The organism is Aliidiomarina taiwanensis (genome assembly GCF_003987015.1).
GTDB lineage: Bacteria > Pseudomonadota > Gammaproteobacteria > Enterobacterales > Alteromonadaceae > Aliidiomarina > Aliidiomarina taiwanensis.
This window is the reverse complement of sequence record NZ_PIPQ01000001.1, coordinates 776858-797950: the sequence shown is the minus strand read 5'-3', so window position 1 is coordinate 797950 and position 21093 is coordinate 776858. Positions and strand designations below refer to the sequence as shown.

General features: G+C 48.5%; 17 protein-coding genes. 12 read left to right on the top strand and 5 right to left on the bottom strand.

The window, feature by feature from the left end; translation table 11 throughout:
- The first annotated feature begins 31 nt into the window (after nt 1-31).
- The gene (locus CWE15_RS03685; RefSeq protein ID WP_126756689.1) at nt 32-379 is read left to right on the top strand and encodes a DUF488 domain-containing protein; all 348 of its coding nucleotides are present in this window, start codon (nt 32-34) and stop codon (nt 377-379) included.
- A gap of 124 nt (nt 380-503) precedes the next feature.
- Nucleotides 504-935 (top strand): cyanase, encoded by a 432-nt coding sequence (gene cynS, locus CWE15_RS03680; RefSeq protein ID WP_126756688.1) that lies wholly within the window; start codon nt 504-506, stop codon nt 933-935.
- 51 nt (nt 936-986) lie between these two features.
- Here cynS and CWE15_RS03675 read toward each other — a convergent pair whose 3' ends face one another.
- Nucleotides 987-2288, bottom strand: a complete 1302-nt coding sequence (locus tag CWE15_RS03675; RefSeq protein ID WP_126756687.1) for a DUF945 family protein — start codon at nt 2286-2288, stop codon at nt 987-989.
- Between the two features lie 160 nt (nt 2289-2448).
- Between CWE15_RS03675 and CWE15_RS03670 the strand changes: the two genes are divergently transcribed.
- Both CWE15_RS03670 and CWE15_RS03665 read left to right on the top strand, forming a co-directional pair.
- Nucleotides 2449-3174 carry an RNA methyltransferase gene (locus CWE15_RS03670; RefSeq protein ID WP_126756686.1) on the top strand — a complete coding sequence of 242 codons (726 nt, stop codon included), beginning with the start codon at nt 2449-2451 and terminating at the stop codon, nt 3172-3174.
- Complete coding sequence (locus CWE15_RS03665) at nt 3175-3888, top strand: ZIP family metal transporter (RefSeq protein WP_126756685.1); 714 nt, start codon at nt 3175-3177, stop codon at nt 3886-3888.
- 4 nt (nt 3889-3892) lie between these two features.
- On the opposite strand, the gene bcsG is transcribed toward CWE15_RS03665, so the two are convergent.
- Both bcsG and CWE15_RS03655 read right to left on the bottom strand, forming a co-directional pair.
- Nucleotides 3893-5515, bottom strand: coding sequence for a cellulose biosynthesis protein BcsG (gene bcsG, locus CWE15_RS03660; protein ID WP_126756684.1), 1623 nt, complete (start codon nt 5513-5515; stop codon nt 3893-3895).
- Between the two features lie 192 nt (nt 5516-5707).
- Nucleotides 5708-7261 carry a BcsE family c-di-GMP-binding protein gene (locus CWE15_RS03655; RefSeq protein ID WP_126756683.1) on the bottom strand — a complete coding sequence of 518 codons (1554 nt, stop codon included), beginning with the start codon at nt 7259-7261 and terminating at the stop codon, nt 5708-5710.
- Between the two features lie 162 nt (nt 7262-7423).
- Here CWE15_RS03655 and CWE15_RS03650 point away from each other — a divergent pair, with 162 nt between their 5' ends.
- From CWE15_RS03650 to CWE15_RS03625, 6 genes are read left to right on the top strand one after another with little or no spacing between them, the layout of a single operon-like run.
- Complete coding sequence (locus CWE15_RS03650) at nt 7424-7666, top strand: hypothetical protein (protein ID WP_126756682.1); 243 nt, start codon at nt 7424-7426, stop codon at nt 7664-7666.
- Between the two features lie 13 nt (nt 7667-7679).
- Nucleotides 7680-8453: a cellulose synthase operon protein YhjQ/BcsQ gene (locus tag CWE15_RS03645; protein ID WP_157980708.1), complete on the top strand. Its 774-nt coding sequence runs from the start codon at nt 7680-7682 to the stop codon at nt 8451-8453.
- A 1-nt stretch (nt 8454) separates the two neighbouring features.
- Complete coding sequence (gene bcsA / locus CWE15_RS03640) at nt 8455-11040, top strand: UDP-forming cellulose synthase catalytic subunit (RefSeq protein WP_126756680.1); 2586 nt, start codon at nt 8455-8457, stop codon at nt 11038-11040.
- A gap of 34 nt (nt 11041-11074) precedes the next feature.
- Nucleotides 11075-13324, top strand: a complete 2250-nt coding sequence (locus tag CWE15_RS03635) for a cellulose biosynthesis cyclic di-GMP-binding regulatory protein BcsB (RefSeq protein ID WP_157980707.1) — start codon at nt 11075-11077, stop codon at nt 13322-13324.
- 11 nt (nt 13325-13335) lie between these two features.
- The gene (locus CWE15_RS03630) at nt 13336-14541 is read left to right on the top strand and encodes a glycosyl hydrolase family 8 (protein ID WP_126756678.1); all 1206 of its coding nucleotides are present in this window, start codon (nt 13336-13338) and stop codon (nt 14539-14541) included.
- The gene (locus tag CWE15_RS03625) at nt 14531-17836 is read left to right on the top strand and encodes a cellulose synthase subunit BcsC-related outer membrane protein (protein WP_126756677.1); all 3306 of its coding nucleotides are present in this window, start codon (nt 14531-14533) and stop codon (nt 17834-17836) included. Before CWE15_RS03630 ends, CWE15_RS03625 begins: the two co-directional genes overlap by 11 nt.
- Nucleotides 17837-17845: 9 nt before the next feature.
- Here CWE15_RS03625 and CWE15_RS03620 read toward each other — a convergent pair whose 3' ends face one another.
- A complete protein-coding gene (locus CWE15_RS03620; RefSeq protein WP_126756676.1) occupies nt 17846-18088 on the bottom strand; it encodes a DUF6868 family protein in 243 nt (80 codons plus the stop codon).
- 141 nt (nt 18089-18229) lie between these two features.
- On the opposite strand from CWE15_RS03620, the gene CWE15_RS03615 reads away from it, so the two are divergent.
- Together CWE15_RS03615 and CWE15_RS03610 are read left to right on the top strand one after the other, a co-directional pair.
- Complete coding sequence (locus CWE15_RS03615; RefSeq protein ID WP_126756675.1) at nt 18230-19291, top strand: helix-turn-helix transcriptional regulator; 1062 nt, start codon at nt 18230-18232, stop codon at nt 19289-19291.
- A 25-nt stretch (nt 19292-19316) separates the two neighbouring features.
- Nucleotides 19317-20225, top strand: a complete 909-nt coding sequence (locus CWE15_RS03610; protein ID WP_126756674.1) for a metallophosphoesterase — start codon at nt 19317-19319, stop codon at nt 20223-20225.
- Here the strand turns inward: CWE15_RS03610 and rluF are convergent.
- Nucleotides 20222-21061 carry a 23S rRNA pseudouridine(2604) synthase RluF gene (rluF, locus tag CWE15_RS03605; RefSeq protein WP_126756673.1) on the bottom strand — a complete coding sequence of 280 codons (840 nt, stop codon included), beginning with the start codon at nt 21059-21061 and terminating at the stop codon, nt 20222-20224. The genes CWE15_RS03610 and rluF overlap by 4 nt on opposite strands.
- Between the last annotated feature and the right edge of the window lie 32 nt (nt 21062-21093).

Here is a 21093-nt window from a genome sequence, read left to right as displayed (position 1 = left end):
GCGAGCGTTTTGAAATATCTAGAGGTGTCTTATGAATATCCACCTGCATCGTATTTATGAAGACGGGGCACCACAGGGCTACCGTGTGCTTGTTGAGCGTTTATGGCCGCGGGGTATTTCGAAAGAGGAAGCGAGCCTAGACGCTCATTGGAAAGACATTGCTCCGAGTAACGAACTGCGTAAGTGGTTTTCCCATGATGCGGCAAAGTGGGGAGAGTTTAGGAATAAATACTTGAGTGAGCTAAGTGACAACAAGAGCCAAGTGAAGTCGCTGTTAGCGGAAGCAGAAGGGCGAAACTTAGTGCTGCTCTATGGCTCCAAAGACAAACAGCACAATAGTGCACAGGTGCTGAAAGACTACTTACAGATGCTGAGTTAAATGGCCAATGAAGCCCGCATGTACAACTAGATGAGTAGCCATGGTGCAAAGTAGGTAGTTCATTGCATGGGCTTTGCGCCTCTATCACAATGTTTGCATCTTTTACTAGTGATAGAGGGTTATCATGGACTTAACAGACAAGTTGTTAGCGGCAAAAAAAGCCAAAGGTTTTAGTTTTGGTCAATTGGGAGAGCTGCTCGGGTATGACGAAGTGTGGGTAGCGGCTTTGTTTTACCGTCAGGCCAGCGCTTCGGTTGAAGAAGTAGGCAAACTTGCAGATGCACTCGACTTACCTGCCGCAGCACTCGAAAAGCTAACAGAGTCGTCGTTAAAAGGGTTGGGGCCTGTAGTACCGACAGACCCATTAGTCTACCGTTTTTATGAGATTATGCAGGTATATGGTATGCCGCTAAAAGCGGTGATTCATGAAAAATTTGGCGACGGTATTATGAGTGCCATTGACTTTACGATGAGCGTGGAAAAGGAAGAAAACCCGAACGGGGACCGTGTGAATATTCTGATGTCAGGAAAATTCTTACCTTACAAAAAATGGTAACTCAGAAAATAAATACAGCCTGCGTGTAAAGCACAGGCTGTGTTGTTCACACTATAGACTTTCGCCGTTTAAGACAGGTTGCCCGTCTTTTAATTCGAAAGTTAGCTTTTCACCAAAGTTGGCCAGCATAGCGGCAAGCTCAGGGTTAAAATGGGCAATAGTCGCTGCCAGCTCTTCACCAAACTCAGCTTGTACGTTCACTTCAACTGCATTGGCGGCTTGTAGGGCGCTGCTAATATCAGATTTGCTTTCAAGAATGTTACGCATAAAATTGTCTGGTAGCTTGCTGGCATTCAGCGTCAAAGCGCCTTCTGCCTGTACAAACAATTCGCCGTTTAAGTGGGCGTGTAAGCGGTCTACTTTATAGGTTGGGTTTTGTGCAATTAAGGTGTCGGCATGGGCTTTTAGAACGTTTAGAAAGCCTTCAATCATTTCTGATTCTTCCCACTGTTCGTACTGGGCCTGTTCTGCAACGTCAACTATGTCAAGCATGGCTGGACCGTCAATGCCTTTGAGAGTTTGATCAAACTGTCCGTTAGTGAAGGAGTAATCGAGTACTTCTAACGTTTCAAAAGCAAGGTGAAACGTATTCACAAGCTCACGCTTAATTTTGAGCTCTGTGTCGAAGGTCATGTCTTCAATGCGCAGAACTTGTTCGTTGTCTTGCACTATTTGTAATGCCTCTAGGCTGGTTTCTGCACCACCGCGCCCGCCTTTTTTAGTGAAGTCGTTATAAGCTGAAAAACGGACGTTGGTGATGTCTGCTGTTGTAAAGTCGTTCGTGGCTAAAAACGAAGGCAAGTGGCCGTTGAGGGTGTATTGGTCGGGGTTTCCATACGCGTTGAATCGGCTGGCTTCGAAGTTGGTAACAACAGGCGCGGAAACAAAGGTGTTGTTGTCCATGGTGAAGTTTACTTCTGGTATTGTGAAGACACCTTTGGTGCTGTCACTACGCATGCTGCCGCGCACGGTAATGGGTTTGTCCTGGAAAAACACGCTGGTTAAGGTTTCTTCATTGTCACCTTCTAACAGGGTGTTGGTAATGTCTACTTCGTAGCGAGCACCCGTTAAGAGTGCAGTTGGGCCGTGGTGAACTGTGTAGGCAATTTCGAACTGGCTGGGCTGCTTGTCTTCTTTCGTAGTGACAACCATGGTACCTGAGGATGCAAACAAACCACTTTCTTGGTGGAGCAGGCTGGCATGAATGAACTCTTTGGTGTAGTCGTAAGTGTTCATGTTGCGTACAAGCTGTTCTACCTGTTGCTCAACTTGATGTTGAAAACGCACCTGTTGTACGCCTGCTAAGCCAATAACAACAACAGCGACAGCTGCTGTAATGTATGATTTTTTCATGCCTGGTTCCTTTATTATGCTAGATAACAACAATATAACAAAGGGTGTAGTCAAGTGGAAGTGCTAAGCAGACAGACCTGACATGATTGCAACCCTGCAGGGGCTATAGCACAATGCGCGGTATGTATTTTTTCGCTGGAACACAAGGTGTGAGCGTATTGTGCTAACCAATAACCATAAAAAACTAATTCGTGCGTTGAAGCAAAAAAAGCAGCGTGATCAACACGGCTTATTTGTTGCTGAAGGGCCTAAAGTGGTGGGCGAGTTTCTGGCAGCAGGCTATGCCCTACAGCACTTATTTACTGTGGACACGAGCTTATTTCCAGGGCAGCCATGTATACCAGTAACAGAGGCGGAGCTAAGTGCGGTCAGTTACTTAACTACGGCCAATGCTTGTTTGGCTGTGTTTGCCTGCGCCGATAACAAGCCACTGCCTGCGAGCGGGCTAACCGTGGCTTTAGACGGGGTTCGTGACCCAGGAAACTTAGGCACCATTATAAGGCTGTGTGACTGGTTTGGTATTACTCAGCTAATGTGTTCTCAAGACACGGTGGACTGTTATAACCCCAAGGTGGTGCAGGCCACCATGGGCTCGTTGGCGCGGGTAAACGTGGTGTATACGGACTTACCCGGTTATTTAACCGACACCAAACTCCCTATTTTTGGCACCTTTATGGATGGTGGCTCCGTGTACCAAGCTAATTTACCTGCTGAAGGTGTACTGGTGATGGGGAATGAGGCCAATGGCATTCGCCCGGAAGTGGAAGCGTTGGTCACTTCACGCATTAGTATTCCTCGCTTTGGCGCTTTGCAAGCAACGGAAAGTTTGAATGTGGCCACAGCCACGGCTATTTTATTAAGTGAATTTAAGCGAGGGAGCGGTTAAATGAGTGAATTAAGTGTTGTTATTCTGCTGAGCTTGGGTGCGGGGGCGGCTATGCCCATAGGGGCCTTACTGGCTAAACTCGACTTGCAGCAGCCTGCGTGGTTGGGTGATGAATGGCGGCACTTTGTGGTGGCTTTTGGGGGTGGGGCGCTGCTGTCGGCTATTGCCCTAGTATTGGTGCCTGAAGGGGCCCATGCCCTGCATGTGTTCCCAGCAATTCTTGCATTTGCTGCCGGAGGTTTGTTTTTTTGTTGGCTGGATATTTTCTTAGCTAAGAAAAAAAGCTCTGCGGGTCAAATGGTGGCGATGCTGTCAGACTTTATTCCAGAGGCTATTGCACTGGGTGCTGCCTTTGCAACGGGGCAAAGCACTGGGGTGCTTTTAGCCATTTTAATTGCACTGCAAAACGCACCGGAAGGGTTTAACTCCTATGAAGAGCTAGCCTCCAACACTAAACTGCCAGGAAACACTATTTTGGCGGCCTTTACTGGTATGGCGCTCTTAGGGCCCATAGCGGGTATGGCAGGTTACTTCTGGTTAGCTCAAGCACCGCAAGCATTAGCTGCGCTGATGCTGTTTGCTAGTGGCGGTATTCTTTATTTGGTGTTCGACGACATTGCGCCAGAAGCCAAGCTAAAAAACCGCTGGATGCCGGCGCTTGGTGCTGTCGCCGGCTTTTTACTTGGGCTCATTGGCCATATGCTAGTGGCCTAAGTTATTAATTATCGTATGGGCGCCATGCACCGTCTTTAATCCGAATATAAAAGGTGCCTTCATACTCCATCATGACCACACCACTGTTTTCTGCAACGGGGCGGGTTTCCGGTAAGTTGCGCGCCACCACCTCAGGTTGATACAAACCACCAGAAAACGGAGCTTGCTCAATAATCCCATAAATGGCTTCGGTAATGGCCAGTGACGAGGTGGTTTGTGTCACTTCAATAGGCTCGAGTTCAGCTTTTTGAGCAATGCCAGGCCCGAACAGCTTGAGCATCACGGGTACATGGGTGAGGCTGGGGGTAGGGATTTCGCGCATACCGGGAAGCTGGAAGCGGTCACCCGCCAATCCTGCGCCGTGTTCAGGCACCATGACCACTAATACCGCCTTGCCACTTTCTTCAATTTCATTGAACAAGCGATTAAAGTCGTCCAACATGGTTTGTAAACGCTGTTTATAGCTATTTCGGCTGACTCCTGTGAAACCATTTAATTGGTTGCCGTCGTGTAAGCTGGTGGTGTTGTAAAAAGTAAATTCTGGCTCGCTGGTGCGGGTGTTGAGCCAGTCTTCCAAAATTGCATAGTCTGAAAAAATTGAAGATTGGTCAAAGCTTTCCATGGTAATAGGAAAACGCTTTGGGTTCACAAATGGAGCGTCTTGCAAGCCGCCAAGCTGTTGGAGCTCGGTTAAGTAGTTGTCGAAGGAACCTGTGTGGTTCATGCGGATTTCCGGACTATAACCCAGCGATGCCAGTTGATGAGCAATATTACAGCTTGGAATGGGCATAAAAATGTCTTTGTGGGGACGGTGGCCACAACTGGCTTGAAGCAAGCGAAGAGTAGAAGGGCCAGAGTAGGAGCTGCCCGAATAGTAGTTTGTAAACATAATGTCGGCACGCTTTAAAAACGGGTGCTCAAGCATGTCAAAAGCTTCTAAGTCGCTCCAAGAGACAGAGCACACGTTCAGCATAAGAATGTCGAAGGCCGGTGTGGTAACTGGAGGGGCGGTTAGAGTTTGCTGGCGCTGCGCTTGATAAAAGTCTTGCAGTATTTGGGCGGGGGTTTGTGCAGCTTGTGTACCAGCAGCCCCGGTCTGCTGGGCTGCGCCGTTGGTGTTCACAAGTTGAGTGCCGGCGATGGGTTCAGGCCCAACACCCGACCATAGAGCGACACTAAGGAGGGCTGCTAGGGTTATAGTGGTCATGCGCAGGAACTTGGCTAAATACAAGTACAGAATGCAGCTGATAAGAAAACCTGCCACCCACTCAAGAGGGACGAGGCGAGCGAGCAATTCGAACAAATAGCGGGCACTGAACGTACGAATTAAGTCCCATTGATCAAGTAATCGGTCGAAGGGAGGCAAATTGCTTTCGCTATAGAGTAGCGCCGTGGCGGCAGCCAGAGCTATAAGCTGTCGGACTACTTTGAGCCCACGTATATGAACGGGTAGCACTAAAAAAGTAAAGAGGCTGAAGTTCCAAAGTAACTGGAGCTCCAACATCCCTTGAGTCACCAGCGCCACTTTTAAAAGGAAGTAAAAACTCCAAGCCCCAAGCCCAGGCCAAGAGAAAACAGGGTGGTGTAAAACTTGCTGGCGCTGCATGCTATATAAATCATCTTGCATAATTAAACTCCCTTTTTACGCGCGCGTTTTTTTGAATGTTTGATAATACGCACATACTGATTACGCGAAGTCAAAAGAGACGCCTTGTGCAAAATACGCTTACCTAATAAGTAAAACCCAGCAGCGGCCAGGAGACCCAAACAAAATACAGTTAAAATAATTGCGGCAAACATAGTGTCTGTCATGGTGCACCTATAAAAAACTAACTTTACGAACAGAGCTCAGCTGCGCTTTTTCAGCAGCGCTATGAGCAGCTGCCACGGCGTTAACTTGTTTTCTTTCAATATTAATAATGGCTGATGGCGAAACGTTTTCCGTAATTTGCAATTCGTCGCAGTCGTCTAAAATTTGTAAATGCTGCGTGGTGCTTATTTGCTGCGAGAAAATGGTTTGTGTGGGTAAACCGAAGCTCATGTCGAGCGTGTATTCAAGCTCGCTTGGTTTACAGCCTGTGAGGAAAATAAAAACAGCGTCATCCATAAAGGTAATCATGTCGCCCGTTCGGCGGCTGGTGAACCGATTAACAATGGCTTCTTTGGTTAATCCTGTAGCAATAGAAGCCCTTACTAAAGCGGCCGGCGTGTCTTGTCGTTGTGCCTGTACAGTTAAGGAACGCACTGCTTGCAGAAACCCTTTGGGAGCGAGGTACCCTTTTAAATTGGGGTTCTGCAAGCCAATGTGTAACTGGCTTAAGTCTTTGGGGAGTGAATGGCTGTAGGTGCTGCCAGCTGTGTTTTTGGCCAAGTTCAGCATGCGCTGGAAAGAAATTTCTCGTGGCAACACCATGGTAGCGCCAGCATATACTAAGGCTTCTTCGTCTTGTAAGCGAATAGCGTCGGTAAACGAGCGCACCACAATACGCAAATAAGCCCCATAATGTTTGCGCAACTTAAAAATATGGTTAGCCAGTTCAAAAAAGGCTTCTTTACTACTCAGGCTTAGCACAATCAGGGCGTCGGAGCCGGGCGCTATACTTTCTTTTAAGCCTTCATTTGTGTCCATCATGCGCCAGCCTTCTGGGAGCGCCTCGCCCATTTTTAATGCGTTTTTCATAACGTATTTGGGGGCTTTTAAACCTAGCAAAGGAGCAAGAGCTTCGTTTTCTTGAATATCACTAAGTTTAAACCTGAGGCTGCCTTGTTCATTTTCGAACGGTGTGACGACCCAGTCCCACTGGTTCACTGTGTAGCCCGAAAGCCAAAAAGACGCTTTCCAGTGAATGTCGGAAAGCTGCTGATAAATAAAGTTTAAGCTCATGAAGTGGCGGGCATTGTCCGCTAAAAAGGTTTGCGTTTGTTCAGACTCCATTTGGCCGAACAAGCCCACAATGAGAATTTTATTGGCGTTATAAGCCCACGAAGTAAGCTGTTTCATAAGCGAGTTTCGCATAAACAGCGACTCGTAGCGGCTTGGGTTTTCAATGTCGAGTACTAAAAAAACAATCGGGCTGTGGGTTGAGGTGCGCTCAATTGCGGAAATTGCTTTTTTTACGTTGAAAAACCGGTTGAACTTCCATTCTGCAATTTGTACATGGTCACTGGTAAGTAAACTGCTATTTTTTTCGGTCATGCGCCGGACCAAGCTAGCATTACAGTACATGGCGATATTGGCTTTGCTAGCCAGGGCATGCACCGTATGGAATACCCAGTCCTGACTTTCCAAAATAATACAGTGAGACTCGTTTTCCGATAGCTTAGGTAGCTGCACGTCGTCACTGCTCGTCACGATGCTATTTAACTCAATCAAGACAAGCCTCCTAAAACGGTCATGTCGTCAATCCGTACTTGTAGTACAGGTATTATGTAGAATATACACAAAACCTATTGCTATACGAAGTAATTGTTTGCACTATGTTATAGCAGCTTGTTAGTGATTGTTAGGCTAGTCAAGCGTTTAGTGAGGATGCCTATGAGCAACAGAAAGGTATTATGGCGAGAAGGTCCGTTTTGGTCCGGAGCAACCAGTGAAGGTAGTGAAGCAGCGGATATTGCTTTTCTGCGTGAAGGGGTGGAAGCACTGGACGCGCCATATTTGGAAGTGCAGTTTAGTCAGCGTATAGAAAAAGTGAAGCAGCGTTGGCCACTGCTAAATTATAACTTAAGCGTATTACAAGCAGTAACGAAGTTTGCTGAACGGAACACCGAGTCATAGCTAGGAGCTGTACGTGTTTATTATAGGTGTACAAAGTATTCAAAGTGGGGCTGGAGCCTCTACTGTGGCCGCCGCTTTAGCCGTAGCGCTGAGCGAGGGCGGGGTGCGCAGTTACGCTATGGACCTAACCACAGAAAATGCGCTAGCGCTCATGTATGGCATGCCCCTCGACAACCCCGCCGGCTTGCTTCAGAGTGATTTAATTAACACCCATATTCGCGACTGCATGTATGAAAACGACCATGGGCTTGCATTTATTCCCATGGGGAGAATGGAACCCGGTGCCGCTGCTCATTTAACTGCACGGCTCGACGCAATAGCAGCCAACTTAACGACCTGGCTACAGCCTTTGCATGAAATTGGCGAACGTATCCTGGTGGTAGATACGCCTCGGGAAGCGGGTTCCTTACAAAATTGGGTGTATAAAAATGCCCACTTAGTGTTGAATGTAGCAGCCCCAGAACCCCGCCTTATTCCCGCGCTACTTGAGTTTGAACAGGGCAGCTTACAACGGCAGTTTGATCTTTCTGTGCAGAGTTACGTCTTGGTCAATGGTATAGCGCCGCATATTCAGCTTACGCATGATATTGCAGACTATTTAAAAATGGCCTTGAGTGAGACCATGTTACTGCCGTTAATGATACATAAAGACCAGCACGTACCTGAAGCGTTTGCAAAAATGCAGCCTTTGGCAAAATATGCTCCTGCAGCGCAGTCGACGAAAGACTTTGCAGCACTTGCGCTTTGGCTAACCAAAGAGCTTGTGAGTATTCAAGACAAGGAGTGATATGCTCATAAAAAACCAATGGCGACAAGTTCGGCAACAAATGTCTCCTTGGCAGGCTTGGGTCCATTTATTTAGCTTGTACCTCGAGGTACTGCTATTTAATGTGCGTCCTGCAGAAAGTGCAGACAAAGCAGCTGCGCGAGTTTCACAGCTTCGTTATTGGTTTCCTCACGTTAATTTTGCCCGCCTTGGACCTATTAATCTAATTCGTTTCTTTGTACAGCTTTGTTGGCTGGTGTTTATTAAGTCGGGGGTAAAAAGCTTACTGCCCGAGCCAGAACACGATGCTAAGCGTGTGGTACTGCACGAGCAAATAAAGGATGCAGAAAAAAGAAGCAAGCGGTCTAAAAAACAACGGATTTGGCGTTTTTTAACATCGAAAGCTGAAGACAGTGTAAGAGTGTTTGGGAACGTTGAAGGTTATCGCTGGCTAAACCACTCCGTCACTCGCGTTCTGTTCACTATGATTGCTTTTGTAGTGGCTCTATTTGCCGTGCAATTGCCGACATCGGGCACCTCTCAGTTGGTTATATTATTGGCTTTCTGGGCTGTGGCTTTATGGGTGCGCGACCTCAAAAACCGTGGGGCTGCGCTATTAATGATGGTGCTTTCCACTCTTGTCAGTTCCCGATACATGTATTGGCGAATTACAGAAACCATTAACTGGGACGTGTTAAGCGACACTATTTTAAGCTTAACCTTGCTAACGGCGGAGCTGTACGCATGGAGCATATTAATTTTGGGTTACGTTCAAACAGCATGGCCTTTAGGTAGAAAGGTGGTGCCATTACCTAAAGACACTGCGCAATGGCCTACGGTTGATGTGTATATCCCTTCGTATAACGAACCCCTTCAGGTAGTAAAACCAACCGTGCTGGCTGCTCTTGCCCTAGACTGGCCGAAAGACAAGCTGAACGTCTACCTATTAGATGACGGCGACCGAGAAGAGTTTGCCAAGTTTGCTAAGCAAGTTGGAGCCAATTACTTTGCACGGCAAGACAATAGCCATGCAAAAGCAGGTAATTTAAATAATGCCCTGAAACACACACAGGGTGATTATATTGCTATTTTCGACTGTGACCATGTACCTGCTCGTTCATTCTTGCAATTAACCATGGGGTGGTTTCTCCAAAGCAACGACTTAGCTTTAGTGCAAACACCGCACCATTTCTTTTCGCCCGACCCCTTCGAAAAAAACTTAAATATGTTCCGTAAAAACCCAAACGAGGGGGAATTGTTTTATGGGCTTATTCAGGATGGGAACGACCTATGGAACGCGTCTTTCTTCTGTGGGTCTTGTGCTGTTATTAAGCGTGGGCCGCTAGAAGAAGTAGGGGGGATTGCTACGGAAACAGTCACAGAAGACGCCCACACGGCCCTGAAAATGCACAGGCTTAAGTATAAGTCAGCCTATTTAAATATTCCTCAGGCGGCAGGCTTAGCCACCGAAAGCTTGTCGGCACATATTGGTCAGCGAATTCGCTGGGCGCGTGGCATGGCGCAAATATTTCGCTTAGACAACCCATTGCGTGGGAAAGGGTTAAGCTGGGGACAGCGATTGTGCTACAGCAATGGCATGTTGTACTTCCTGAACGGTTTGCCGCGACTTATTTACATGATGGCGCCTTTAGCTTTCCTATTGTTACACACCTACATAGTGTATGCGCCGGCCATTATGATAGCGCTATTCGCTGTGCCCCATTTAGTGCATGCATACATCACGAACTCACGGGTGCAAGGACGTTACCGCAACTCCTTTTGGGCGGAAATGTATGAAACAGTTTTGGCTTGGTACATTCTACGACCGACCCTGGTGGCGCTCTTTGCACCTTCCCGAGGGAAGTTTAATGTAACTGAAAAAGGCGGAATGAACGCAGAAGACTATTTTGACTGGGAAGTGTCTCGGCCTTATTTGTTTCTTGTAGGTATGTGTATTGCGGGCTTTTTAGCTGGCATTTGGCGCCTATTCGCTGGACCTACAGACGAAATACTCACGGTGGTTCTGAATATTGTTTGGATAAGTTATAACCTGATTATTTTGGGCGGTGCAGTAGCGGTGGCCGAAGAAACTAAGCAAGTGCGCGCCTCGCATCGGGTAGACGTGAAGCGGCCTATTTCTGTGGTGTTAGAAGACGATCGGGTCTTTGCTGCTTACTTGGTGGACTATTCTGACTTAGGTGCTGGTATTCAGTTACCAAGCGAATGCCCTCTTGCAGAAGGAGACACCTGCCAAATATTGATGCTAGACGGCATCAGCCAAAACGCGTTTGAAGTGAGTGTGATGAGCCGACGAGGGGACCACATAGGCGTGCTGTACCAGGTGCAGGACCAGGAAACACAGCAGTCGCTTCTTCGTGCTACCTTTTCTCGGGCCGATGCCTGGATAGGTTGGCGCGACTACAATGACAATGAAAAGCCCTTCACTAGCTTTAAAGAAGTGATAGCCATTGGCTTTAAAGGATATAAACGTATGGCGCTGCAGGTGTCGCCAAAAATTCAGCCTGTTTTACAAGTATTAGCACGTATGGGGAAAGCGATTCGTTCTTTATTACCTCATACACCAGGAAAGGAAGTGCACTATGACTAAAAGCTCTAAATATTATATGCGGTGTGTTGTTTTTATGATGGGGCTCGTTTGCTGGGGACCGGAAGCGCTAGCACTGCAAGGGGAAAGCCCCGACTGGTGGCAACTATACCAACAGCAGCAAGCGGAGTTAGGTGCTGTACCTTTACCAGAAGAGTCACTTACACTCTCATTACGCGAGTTGGATGGTGAACCTATTCAACGAGTGGATGGCCTAAAGAGCCGGTTAAACATAGGCTTTGGTAGCCGTGCTGACGAACTGGTTGAAACTGCAACCTTGTATTTAGACTTTCACTACTCGCCCACCTTAGCTGGGGACGTTTCGCAATTACGGGTGCACTTTAATAACGAACTGATTGGTAGCATTCACTTGCCAGCTGAGGGCTCGAACGTAAAGCATGAGTACCAATTTGAAGTGCCTGCGGAGTACTTTTCGCGGTATAACGAAGTGCAATTTGAGCTTTTAGCAGAAGCCATTGGCTACACTTGCACGGTCATTTCACCTTCGGCATGGCTTGAGTTTTACCGGAGTAGCCGGATTGAGCTGACCAAGAAAAAGTTGGTGTTAGCGAACGACTTGTCTTGGTTTCCAGAGCCTTTTGTGGATGAGCGCGACTTTAACCCGGTGGACCTTCATTACGTTTTACCAGAGCAGATAACTCCAGAGTTTGCCCAAGCAGCGGGGATTATGAGCAGTTACTTGGGTATGAAGGCCAAGTGGCGCGGGGTGACCACCCATAGAACGAGCTTTCGCAACGTGCCGATTATACAAGACACAAACAGTATGCTGGAACATAAAGCCTTGTTGCCGAACTTGCCAGAACAGCATGCCATTGTGTTGATGACCAATAGCCAAAAACCTTGGCAATTGTACGACATTGAGCCTGTGACTGAGCCTACGGTGCGTATGATCACCAACCCTCAAAACAAAATTTACAAGCTACTCTTGGTGCATACGCCGACGGCGGCAGAGCTCACGAAGGCGGTACAAGCATTAGCAAGTGAAGAGCTTTTGATGAGTGGCCCGGTTGCCATAGTGCATGACATTGAAGTAGAGCCGCGGGCGCCATATTCTGCCCCAAACTGGGTGACCACAGAACGGCCAGTGCAGTTTAGCGAGCTGGTTGAGTTTGAAAGTGAATTACAGCGTAGCGGATACCGCACGGCCCCAGTGAAGTTGAACCTTGTGTTACCGCCGGACTTGTTTTTAGGGCGTCGAGAAGCAGTCCCCGTGGATTTACGCTTTCGCTACACGCCCCCAACACAGAAAGATGAAAGCCGCCTACGGGTTTATGTAAACGACGAGTTTATCCAAGGCTATATGTTGGACGAAACGGGCTTTGGGGGTAGTAACCAACGCATTCGTATCCCGGTGATTGGCGAGAATCCATTTGCTGAAGCGGCTTTAGAAATACCCGCATTTAAGCTTGGGGTTGTAAACACCTTGGAGTTTGACTTTAGCTTTAGTGCGCTTACCGAAGAATGCCGTGTAGCTCCTTTGAGTAATACAGTGGGTTCTATTGATGGTAGCTCTGAGATTGATCTACGCGGATATGAACATTACACGGAAATGCCTAACTTGCACTTATTTGCCAAGAGTGGTTACCCCTTTAGCCGTTACGATGACCTGTCGAAAACCACCATGGTGGTGAGCGATTCAATGACAGACAACGAATTTGAATTAGCCATGGATAGCTTGGCAATGATGGGGGCTTATACTGGCTACCATGGGAGCTTGTTGACGGTAAAAGCTGTAGCGGATATTTCAGCCGAGACAGACCATGACATGTTGATTATAGGTGGAGACGCTTTGTCACAATGGGTTTCTCGCTTTGGCCGAAAAGCGTTTGACGCACAACTTAACTTATATGGATTGGCGGGCAAACGCGATTTGTTTTTCTCGGACAATGAGCAGGTCACCAACACGGGGCCAACGGGGGCTGTGGTGAGTTTTGAGTCGCCCTTACACCAAGGTGCCACAGTGGTGGCGTTAACCGCTAACCAAGACAGTTTCTTACCAAAAGTAGGTGAGCTGTTAGGCTCCGTAGAGCAGACCAATGCCATGAAAGGCTTTATGTCCTTGGTAACCCCAGGCGACACACGACACTTCGAAAGTCAGTACAACTATTATGTAGGGCAGTTGAGCTGGTTTGAACGCTTACAGTACCATGTAGCACGCTACCCCTTGGTTGTGGCCTTGGTAACCTTGTTAGCTTTGATAACCTTAATACTTGCAATTTATTGGTCTTTAAGCCGACTGGCTCGAAGCCGTAAACAAGTTGTTTAATAGGAGCTTTTATGCAGCGGATTCACAGGTGGCTAGGGTGCAGCGTGTTTGCTTTGATGCTAACGGCATGCTTTAGCCAGAAGCCGCCTGTGAGTACGCCCATGGACTTTCAGTGGCATTACACGCACTTTGTTGAAGAGTTGCTGGCGGAAGGGGGCCGGGTGATTGACTACAGTTCGCCTGCCTCTATTTCTACTTCGGAAGGGCAGGCGTATGGCATGTGGTTTGCTCTTTTGGCTAATGACCCAGAGCGCTTTCAGCGCATGCTGAGCTGGGCTAATGCAAACCTAGCTGCTGGGGGCTTGGGTGACAGGCTGCCGAGTTGGCTGTGGGGGCAGTCCGAGCCGGATGCAGCAGGTGAAACTCAGTGGCATGTGTTGGACGAAAATGCCGCCACAGACGCCGATGTATGGATGGCGTATAGTCTGTTGCTTGCAGCACAGCGCTGGCAGAAGCCACACTTTGCTGCACTTGGTAAGCGGTTGTCTGCTCGTATTTTAGAACAGTCGTCAGTGGTTGTTGCAGGTCAACGGGTGCTTTTACCCGGGCCGCAAGGGTTTACCCATGAAGGTTATATAGTGGTGAACCCAAGTTACTTTTCGTTCACTCTATTTCGTGGGCTGGCGGAATTAACAGGGGACGAGCGCTGGCAGCAGGTGTATGCCAGTAGCGTAGAAATTTTGCAGCAAGTGGCTAGGTTACCGGGCGCAAGTATTCCCGACTGGCTTGCTCTTGACATGAACTTGCAGATCGCGTCACCGGAGCTGCTGCAAGAGCGCCATCAACAGTTGACAGCAGCTGGCGACTACGATGCAATTCGTGCTTACTTGTGGCTGAGTTGGGAAAAACAATGGTATTCGGCAACGCCCCCATTAGAAGCCTTTTTGGGCCCGTACCACTTTGCTGCTCGACACAATTACCCCGCGGTAGAAATGAACCCATTAACGGGTGCGGGCTCCGGCCGAGGTGGTGTTGGCTTTACGGCTATTTTATTGCCTTACTTGCAGCAACTTTCTCAGCCACAGGCACCTTTACAAGCACGCTTATTCGAAGACTTTAAGCAACGGCTGCTGGCCTTTGAACCAGAAGAGTATAAAGGAAACTATTACGACACTATGTTACTGATGTTCGCTACCAGTACATTAGGCTGCTTAGCGTTCACCCAAGAAGGTGTGCTTGACTTGCAGCATAAGGAGCTAAGGGACTGTGCTATTTAAGCAAAGCATTACATTGCGGCGTCTGGTTTTAACAAGTTTCACCAGTGTGTTGCTGGTAACAGCGCCTGCTTGGGCTTCGGTTCCACTTTCCGAAACCTTTGATGAAGAGTCTGGCCGTTTGCTAGAAGAGCGGATTGACTATTGGTATGGCCGCGGGCGCCCCGATCGGGTGGGCGACTATGTTGAGCAGCTTTTACGCGTTCACCCAAACCACCCCAGCTTGCTTGAAGCTCAAGCACTGCTGGCTTTTAATGAGAGCGACTTGGATGAAGCGAGCCGTTACTATGCCTTATTGGTTGAGACCGCCCCTCGGTCTAGCCAAACCTTGCGTATTGAAGAGCTTGTGACTCTGAGCGAAGACCAACAGCTTGCCATTAGTGATGCGCGTTTATTGTCCTTAGCGGGCCGTTTAGAGGAGTCACTAGCGAAGTGGCACGAGGTTTTTCCCACTGGGCCACAAGCCCTAAACTTGGCCATTGAATATTGGCAGCTGGTGGCTGCCAATGGCGAACCTAACGAGGCCCTTGTGGCTTTGAACAGGTTAGCGCAGGAGCATCCACTATTTATTCCTTTGCAATTGGCCATTGTTCGTACAGAAATAGCTCTTGACCGATACCAAGTCACAGCACGTGACGACCTCATTGACTTAATAAGCGACACTGTGTTTGGAACGGAAGCGTTTTCATTGGCGCGAAGCATTGCTGTTAACGCACCAGAAAATGCACAGACACTCGCTTATATTGAAAAGCTCTTAAAGGCACGCCCAGGGCATAAGGAATTGCTTGAATTAGTCGCACGCATACAGCCTCAGGTTGAGCGGCAACAACAATTGGAAGCAAGTGGCGCCTTCGATAGGCTGCAAAAAGGACTGGCTGCCCTGGAGCGAGGCGACGCATTAGTAGCGGAAGCTTGGCTACGTGAAGCATGGCAAGCAGGTGGAGAAACGGCCCAAATCGCTGGAAATCTTGGTTATGCCATTCGTCAGCAGGGGCGGCATGCGGAAGCTTTGTCTTGGTTTAAGCGCGCGCAAGCGCTAGCACCTGACACTCAAGAATGGGCCGCTATGGTGGCGTCTTCCATTTTTTGGCGGGACACCCAAGTATTTTACCAACGGCTTGAAGAAGCACGGCTTCATAGTGCAGCCATTGCATTAAGCCGCTTAAAGTCGCACCCAGAAGGAGCCTTGCAGCAAAGCTTACTCACTCTTATGGAAGGCGAGTTACGCCTTGCGCGCGGTGAAACAGCTGGCGCGATACCTTATTTTGAACGAGCCCTTTCCCAAGCCGATACGCGTGAGCAAGCTGCTTGGGCGTTATTTGGGATATACCGTGATGAACAGCGTACCTATGCCATGGAGTCTTTCTATGGTCAGCTCGCGCCAGACCTTCAAACCATGTTGTCTGACGCGTATAACGGCTATCGGGCCAGCCAGCTTGTAGCACAAGCCGACCGACTGATGGCCAGCGGCGAAGAACAACAAGCGTTTGAGTTATTATTAGACGCCTATAGCTTAGACCCTGAGAACCCTTGGTTGATTGCAGATATAGCTAGCTACGAAGTGGACCAAGGAAGTGCAGAGCAAGGGCTTGCCTGGTTTGAACGCCTCCTGCGCACGAGTCCCTCGAACGATGCTTGGTATGCCTATGCTTTGTTATTGGCACGGTTGGATAAAAACCAAGAAGCTTTAAATGCCTTGGCACAGCTCCCTGCAGAAGCCCAAACCGAAGGGGTTCTGGAATTACAAAAGCGAGTTCAGCAAGCCCAATTAGAAACAGCATTTACAGAAGACTGGCGTGCAGTGCTGGCGGAACAACCCACTGTGTTCAATAGCTTGGCTGATGATGCTAGGCTGCGTTTACTGGCTATTATGGCAGAGGAGGCTACAGCAGACGATGACGCCTATTTGTTCTTGTTTGAGCAGCAAATACAGCAGACACCTGACAATAGTGAAGCCTACCGTTTAGCGAGCGACTTTGCCGCCGCAATAGGGCAGCTGGATCGTTCTTATACTTGGTCGTTGAAGGCTATTGAGCTGCAGCGCAGCGCCAGTGAAGCTGCAGGCTTGTCTGTTTGGCAGGTGTCTGAGCAAGATGACTGGCGTATTTCAGGCTTACGCCGACAGGCATACCAAGTGGCCGAGCGCAGTGAAAGCGTGTTTACCATTGGCTTTGATAAAAGCCATAAGTCAGGAACTCCGGGGATAACGGAGTTAGCCAAACAAACCTTGATGTTGCATTTAAAAGTGCCTTTTGCAGAGCGCGAGGGCTATTGGTTTGTGCAAGCAGACCCCACCACAATTGACGCAGGTGAAGCGGATTTTGATAACACCTTTTGGCGCGATCGTTTTGGTACGGGGCTTTTTTGTGAACCTGATTGCCCAACCGGGCTGCAAGAAACCAACGACGACGCAGGTATTGCGGTAGGCATAGGCGCCGACTTTCCCCGCTGGTGGTTTGATATTGGACGTAGCCCCATTGGTTTCGAACGCTCTGAGTGGGTTGGAAGTGTGGGGTACCGGTTCGATGTAGGGAACTTTGGCGCGAATGTAAAACTCGACCGACGGGTACTGACCTCCACGAAAATAAGTTTTGCAGGTCAACAAGACCCGTTTTCTGAGTATGCTTGGGGTCCTGCGGTTCGACATGGCTTAGGTCTAAGTTTGAGCTGGGACCAAGGGGAACGTTTTGGCTGGTGGGCAAGCCTAGGAGGCGACTATTACGACGGTCACAATATGGCAAGTAACACGGGTTGGTATACTTTCAGTGGCGCCTATGTCCGGGCCTACGACACGGAGCCATTGGCCGTTACCATTGGGTTAACGGGGTTGCTTTGGGGCTACCAGAAAGACTTAAGTGGCGTGAGCCTGGGCCATGGCAACTATTACAGCCCGAAAACTTACGGCTCCTTGAGTGTGCCTGTTTCTGTGTACGGCCGTTTGAATCGTTTTTCGTATTTGTTGCGTGCGTCGGTGGGGTATTCAAAGTCAAAATTAAACAGCCAGGTGTTTTACCCTCAGCACCCTGACTTACAAGAGCAAGCTTTACAGCTAGGCACGGTCACCGGGTTAGTCCCAACGTATGAAGGAGGCACAGGCGGTGGGGCTAGCCATAGCTTTGTAGGTAACTTTGAATATAGGTTGAGTTCTCATTGGTATGTGGGCCTTGCGTTAAACTTAATACGCTCCGACACCTTTTCGCCCAACCAAGGACTGCTTTACTTACGCTATCATTTTGGCGGCTATAGCTTACCTGTAGCACGACCGCCGGCACCGCCGACGGCCTATATGTCGCGCTAATAGTTGGTTTTAAATAAGCTTTAAGGCAAGGTAAGGGACTAAGTTAAATACCACAATAAGCAGTTTGTATTGGCCTAAATATTGAAAGTACAGCACTGGTAAGTGTTCTTTGCTTACGCCTGTTAACTTAGAGTGTATGCCCATGACAGTTTCTCTTAGGGTCGTTACCATGAGAAACGCCAGCAGTAAAATAGCAATGTTGATCAAGCTGCACCAGCCTAAAAGCGAGATAAGGTGAGGTAAAGTGAACATGGCGGTAGAACCTATAGTCAGGAGTGAAAAACAACAATAGAAGTAATTTTGTGCGTTTACAAGGCGCCAAAATTAAGAATGATAAGAAATATGGAGTATAGAGCGCTACGTTCAGTGAAATAACAGGGAGTGAACAGGGATATGGCATCAGACCAAACAATTCGTGCAATTGATATTCTTTTGTTTTTGTATGACAAGGAAGCCACGGTGCGTGACATTTACGCACATTTAGTTCACGAAAAAGAGCACTGCTTTACGAACGAACAAAGTGCTATGCGAGCGATTCAGCGCACACTGAATCAATTGGAAGACCGCTATGGATTATACCGGCATGAGGCAGGGCTTGGGGTGCCAGTCTTGTGGAGTGTCGATTCGACACAGTTTGAAAAGCTCTTGTCTCTCGACGAAAGCTTAGCGCTTGCTATGGTGATAGCAGAGCAACAAGTAAAAGAAATAGCAGAGCCCCTTATTTCAAACGCTGTAAGTAATTTGTTTGAACGGGCGAAAGCGCAGCTTGCGGTAACCAATAGGGCCAGCAATAAATGGCGTGAGCGGGTAAAAGTAAAGCCGGCTTCGCACAGGTTGGAGCGCCCGCAACTGTGTGAAACGCTTTTTAAAGAAGTTCTTTCGGCAGCGCTTGAACAAGACGGTTTGCGCTTCGAGTACCGCAGAGCCCATGACAAGCCTCCCATGGACGTTGAATGTATGGCCTTGGCTTTCTATTATCGCGGGCCGCAAGCTTATTTAATTGCGCGTATGCCCGACAAGAGCATACGCCGCTTTCCGCTCACTCGTATGTCGAACGTACGGCGCTGTTTAACGACGTCTATTGAGGTGGGCGACTTCGACTTAGACGAATACGAAAAACGTGGCGAGCTTGAGTTTTTAAATACAGGCCGGCTGCCAGAGTTAGGAGAAAGCTTTCGCTTACAAGCGGAAGTGTTTGTGTCTGTGGTTCGAGAAATAGAATATGCGCCCTTAGGGCCACGGCAGACAATAACCCCCATATCAGGGCGTGACAACTACTACACATTGGAAGTGGACGTCCCTAACACCTTGCACTTAGCGCAGTGGGTGTTAGCCCGAGCGCCCTACTTGCACGTTCTTTCGCCTAATCCATTTCGAGCCTATCTTGAAAGCGAACTGCGCCAAGCGCTTCGCCATATAGACAATAAACATTTAGAAGTGCCTAAATTGAACTAAGGCAACATTGAATGAGAGGTCGTTCATGTACGATATTATTGGTGATGTCCACGGGTATGCGGACCGCTTGATCGCGTTACTTAAAGCCATGGGGTACACCAAAAAAAATGGTGTGTGGCAACACCCAGAACGCACGTTAATTTCAGTAGGAGACCTGGTTGACAGGGGCACTGGGCAGCGTGAAACAGTGGATATACTTCGTGCAATGCACGAAGCAGGGTATGCTCACGTTATTATGGGCAACCATGAATACAACGCCGTGGGTTGGGTGACTCAAGATCATCAGGGGAACTACCTGCGGCCCCACACGGAAAAGAATAAAAGCCAACATGCGGCTTTTTTGGCGGCCTGTGAGGGTCAACAAGGCTGGTATAACAGCACCATAGCATGGTTTAAGCAGTTGCCTCTATTTTTGGACTTGCCTGAACTGCGCGTTATCCATGCATGCTGGCATGAAGCTTCTTTAGCGACAGTGAAGCCTTTTTTAGACTCCAACAATGCATTAATAGAAGAAGCTTGGCCCTTATCGGGCGATACACGCCAGGCCTTACACGGAGCCTTGGAGACGTTGACAAAAGGCTGGGAAGTGGCGTTACCAGCAGGCTACTTTTTTGCCGACAAAGACGGCCATAAACGCTACCGTATTCGAACAAAATGGTGGTCTGAAACAGCGCGCAGTTACCGTGAATTAGCCGTTGGGGCAGGACCTAAAGGGGCATTGCCCACCCAAGACATTCCAGGTGGTGCTTTACCTGGCTATGACAATAAAAAGCCACTGTTTTTAGGTCACTACTGGATGCGCGGTACCCCACACTTGTTAACGCCTTATATTGCTTGTGTCGACTGGACCGTGGTGGAGCCAACGGGTCTTATGGCTGCGTACCGATACGACGGTGAGCAGCCCTTATGCAATAGTAAATTTATTTCCGTTTAACGACGACGGCGTGGACGTGAACTGCTGCTCATGGACTTCGTGCGGGTTCGGCGCTGCACAGCCTTCTTTTGTTTATTGCGTGGCTGGCGGCGACGGTGACCAGGGGGAGCTTCTGAAGAGGAGTGCTCAATGGCTTTCATGAGGGTGTCGAGCTCGTCTTGTGTTAAGTCACGCCACTCACCGACGGGTAAGTTGCCTAGCTCCACATGCATAATGCGCACACGCTCTAGCTTGGTGACTCGAAACCCGAAGTGTTCTGTCATGCGGCGTATTTGACGGTTTAGTCCTTGCACCAGAATAATGCGGAATACATAGCGTGAAATTTGTGTGACTTCGCATTTTTTGGTCATGATGCCTAAAATAGGGACACCGTTTCGCATGCCATGCAAGAAGTCGTCGGTAATGGGTTTGTCGACCGTCACAATATATTCTTTTTCGTGACCATTGCCCGCACGTAAAATACGATTCACCAAGTCGCCGTTGCTGGTCATAAACAGTAATCCTTGGGAGTCTTTGTCGAGCCTTCCCACGGGGAAAATACGCTCTTTGTGGTTAACAAAGTCCACCAAGTTGGCCTTTTCGGCACTGTCGGTGGTACTGACAATACCCACAGGTTTATTCAGCGCAATAAATACAAACTCGCTTTTATCGGTGTCTTGTATGCGTGTTCCATTCACTTTTACAATGTCGTCGGGCCCCACTTTGGTGCCGACAACTGCGCGCTCACCATTAAACTCTACTTGGCCAGCTTCAATAAAAGCGTCGGCTTCGCGACGAGAACAAAACCCACTTTGACTAATAAACTTATTTAAACGCGTTAATGGAACGTCAGACATAAAATTCCGTTGCAATAATACATGCGACTGCT

Excerpts from the sequence above, each read along its gene's own strand:
- bcsA (WP_126756680.1), top strand. The coding sequence starts at position 8,455 with ATGCTCATAAAAAACCAATGGCGACAAGTTCGGCAACAAATGTCTCCT.
- CWE15_RS03685 (WP_126756689.1), top strand. The coding sequence starts at position 32 with ATGAATATCCACCTGCATCGTATTTATGAAGACGGGGCACCACAGGGC.
- CWE15_RS03620 (WP_126756676.1), bottom strand. The coding sequence starts at position 18,088 with ATGTTCACTTTACCTCACCTTATCTCGCTTTTAGGCTGGTGCAGCTTG.
- CWE15_RS03650 (WP_126756682.1), top strand. The coding sequence starts at position 7,424 with ATGAGCAACAGAAAGGTATTATGGCGAGAAGGTCCGTTTTGGTCCGGA.
- cynS (WP_126756688.1), top strand. The coding sequence starts at position 504 with ATGGACTTAACAGACAAGTTGTTAGCGGCAAAAAAAGCCAAAGGTTTT.
- CWE15_RS03635 (WP_157980707.1), top strand. The coding sequence starts at position 11,075 with ATGATGGGGCTCGTTTGCTGGGGACCGGAAGCGCTAGCACTGCAAGGG.
- CWE15_RS03630 (WP_126756678.1), top strand. The coding sequence starts at position 13,336 with ATGCAGCGGATTCACAGGTGGCTAGGGTGCAGCGTGTTTGCTTTGATG.
- CWE15_RS03615 (WP_126756675.1), top strand. The coding sequence starts at position 18,230 with ATGGCATCAGACCAAACAATTCGTGCAATTGATATTCTTTTGTTTTTG.
- CWE15_RS03675 (WP_126756687.1), bottom strand. The coding sequence starts at position 2,288 with ATGAAAAAATCATACATTACAGCAGCTGTCGCTGTTGTTGTTATTGGC.
- CWE15_RS03610 (WP_126756674.1), top strand. The coding sequence starts at position 19,317 with ATGTACGATATTATTGGTGATGTCCACGGGTATGCGGACCGCTTGATC.
- CWE15_RS03665 (WP_126756685.1), top strand. The coding sequence starts at position 3,175 with ATGAGTGAATTAAGTGTTGTTATTCTGCTGAGCTTGGGTGCGGGGGCG.
- rluF (WP_126756673.1), bottom strand. The coding sequence starts at position 21,061 with ATGTCTGACGTTCCATTAACGCGTTTAAATAAGTTTATTAGTCAAAGT.
- bcsG (WP_126756684.1), bottom strand. The coding sequence starts at position 5,515 with ATGCAAGATGATTTATATAGCATGCAGCGCCAGCAAGTTTTACACCAC.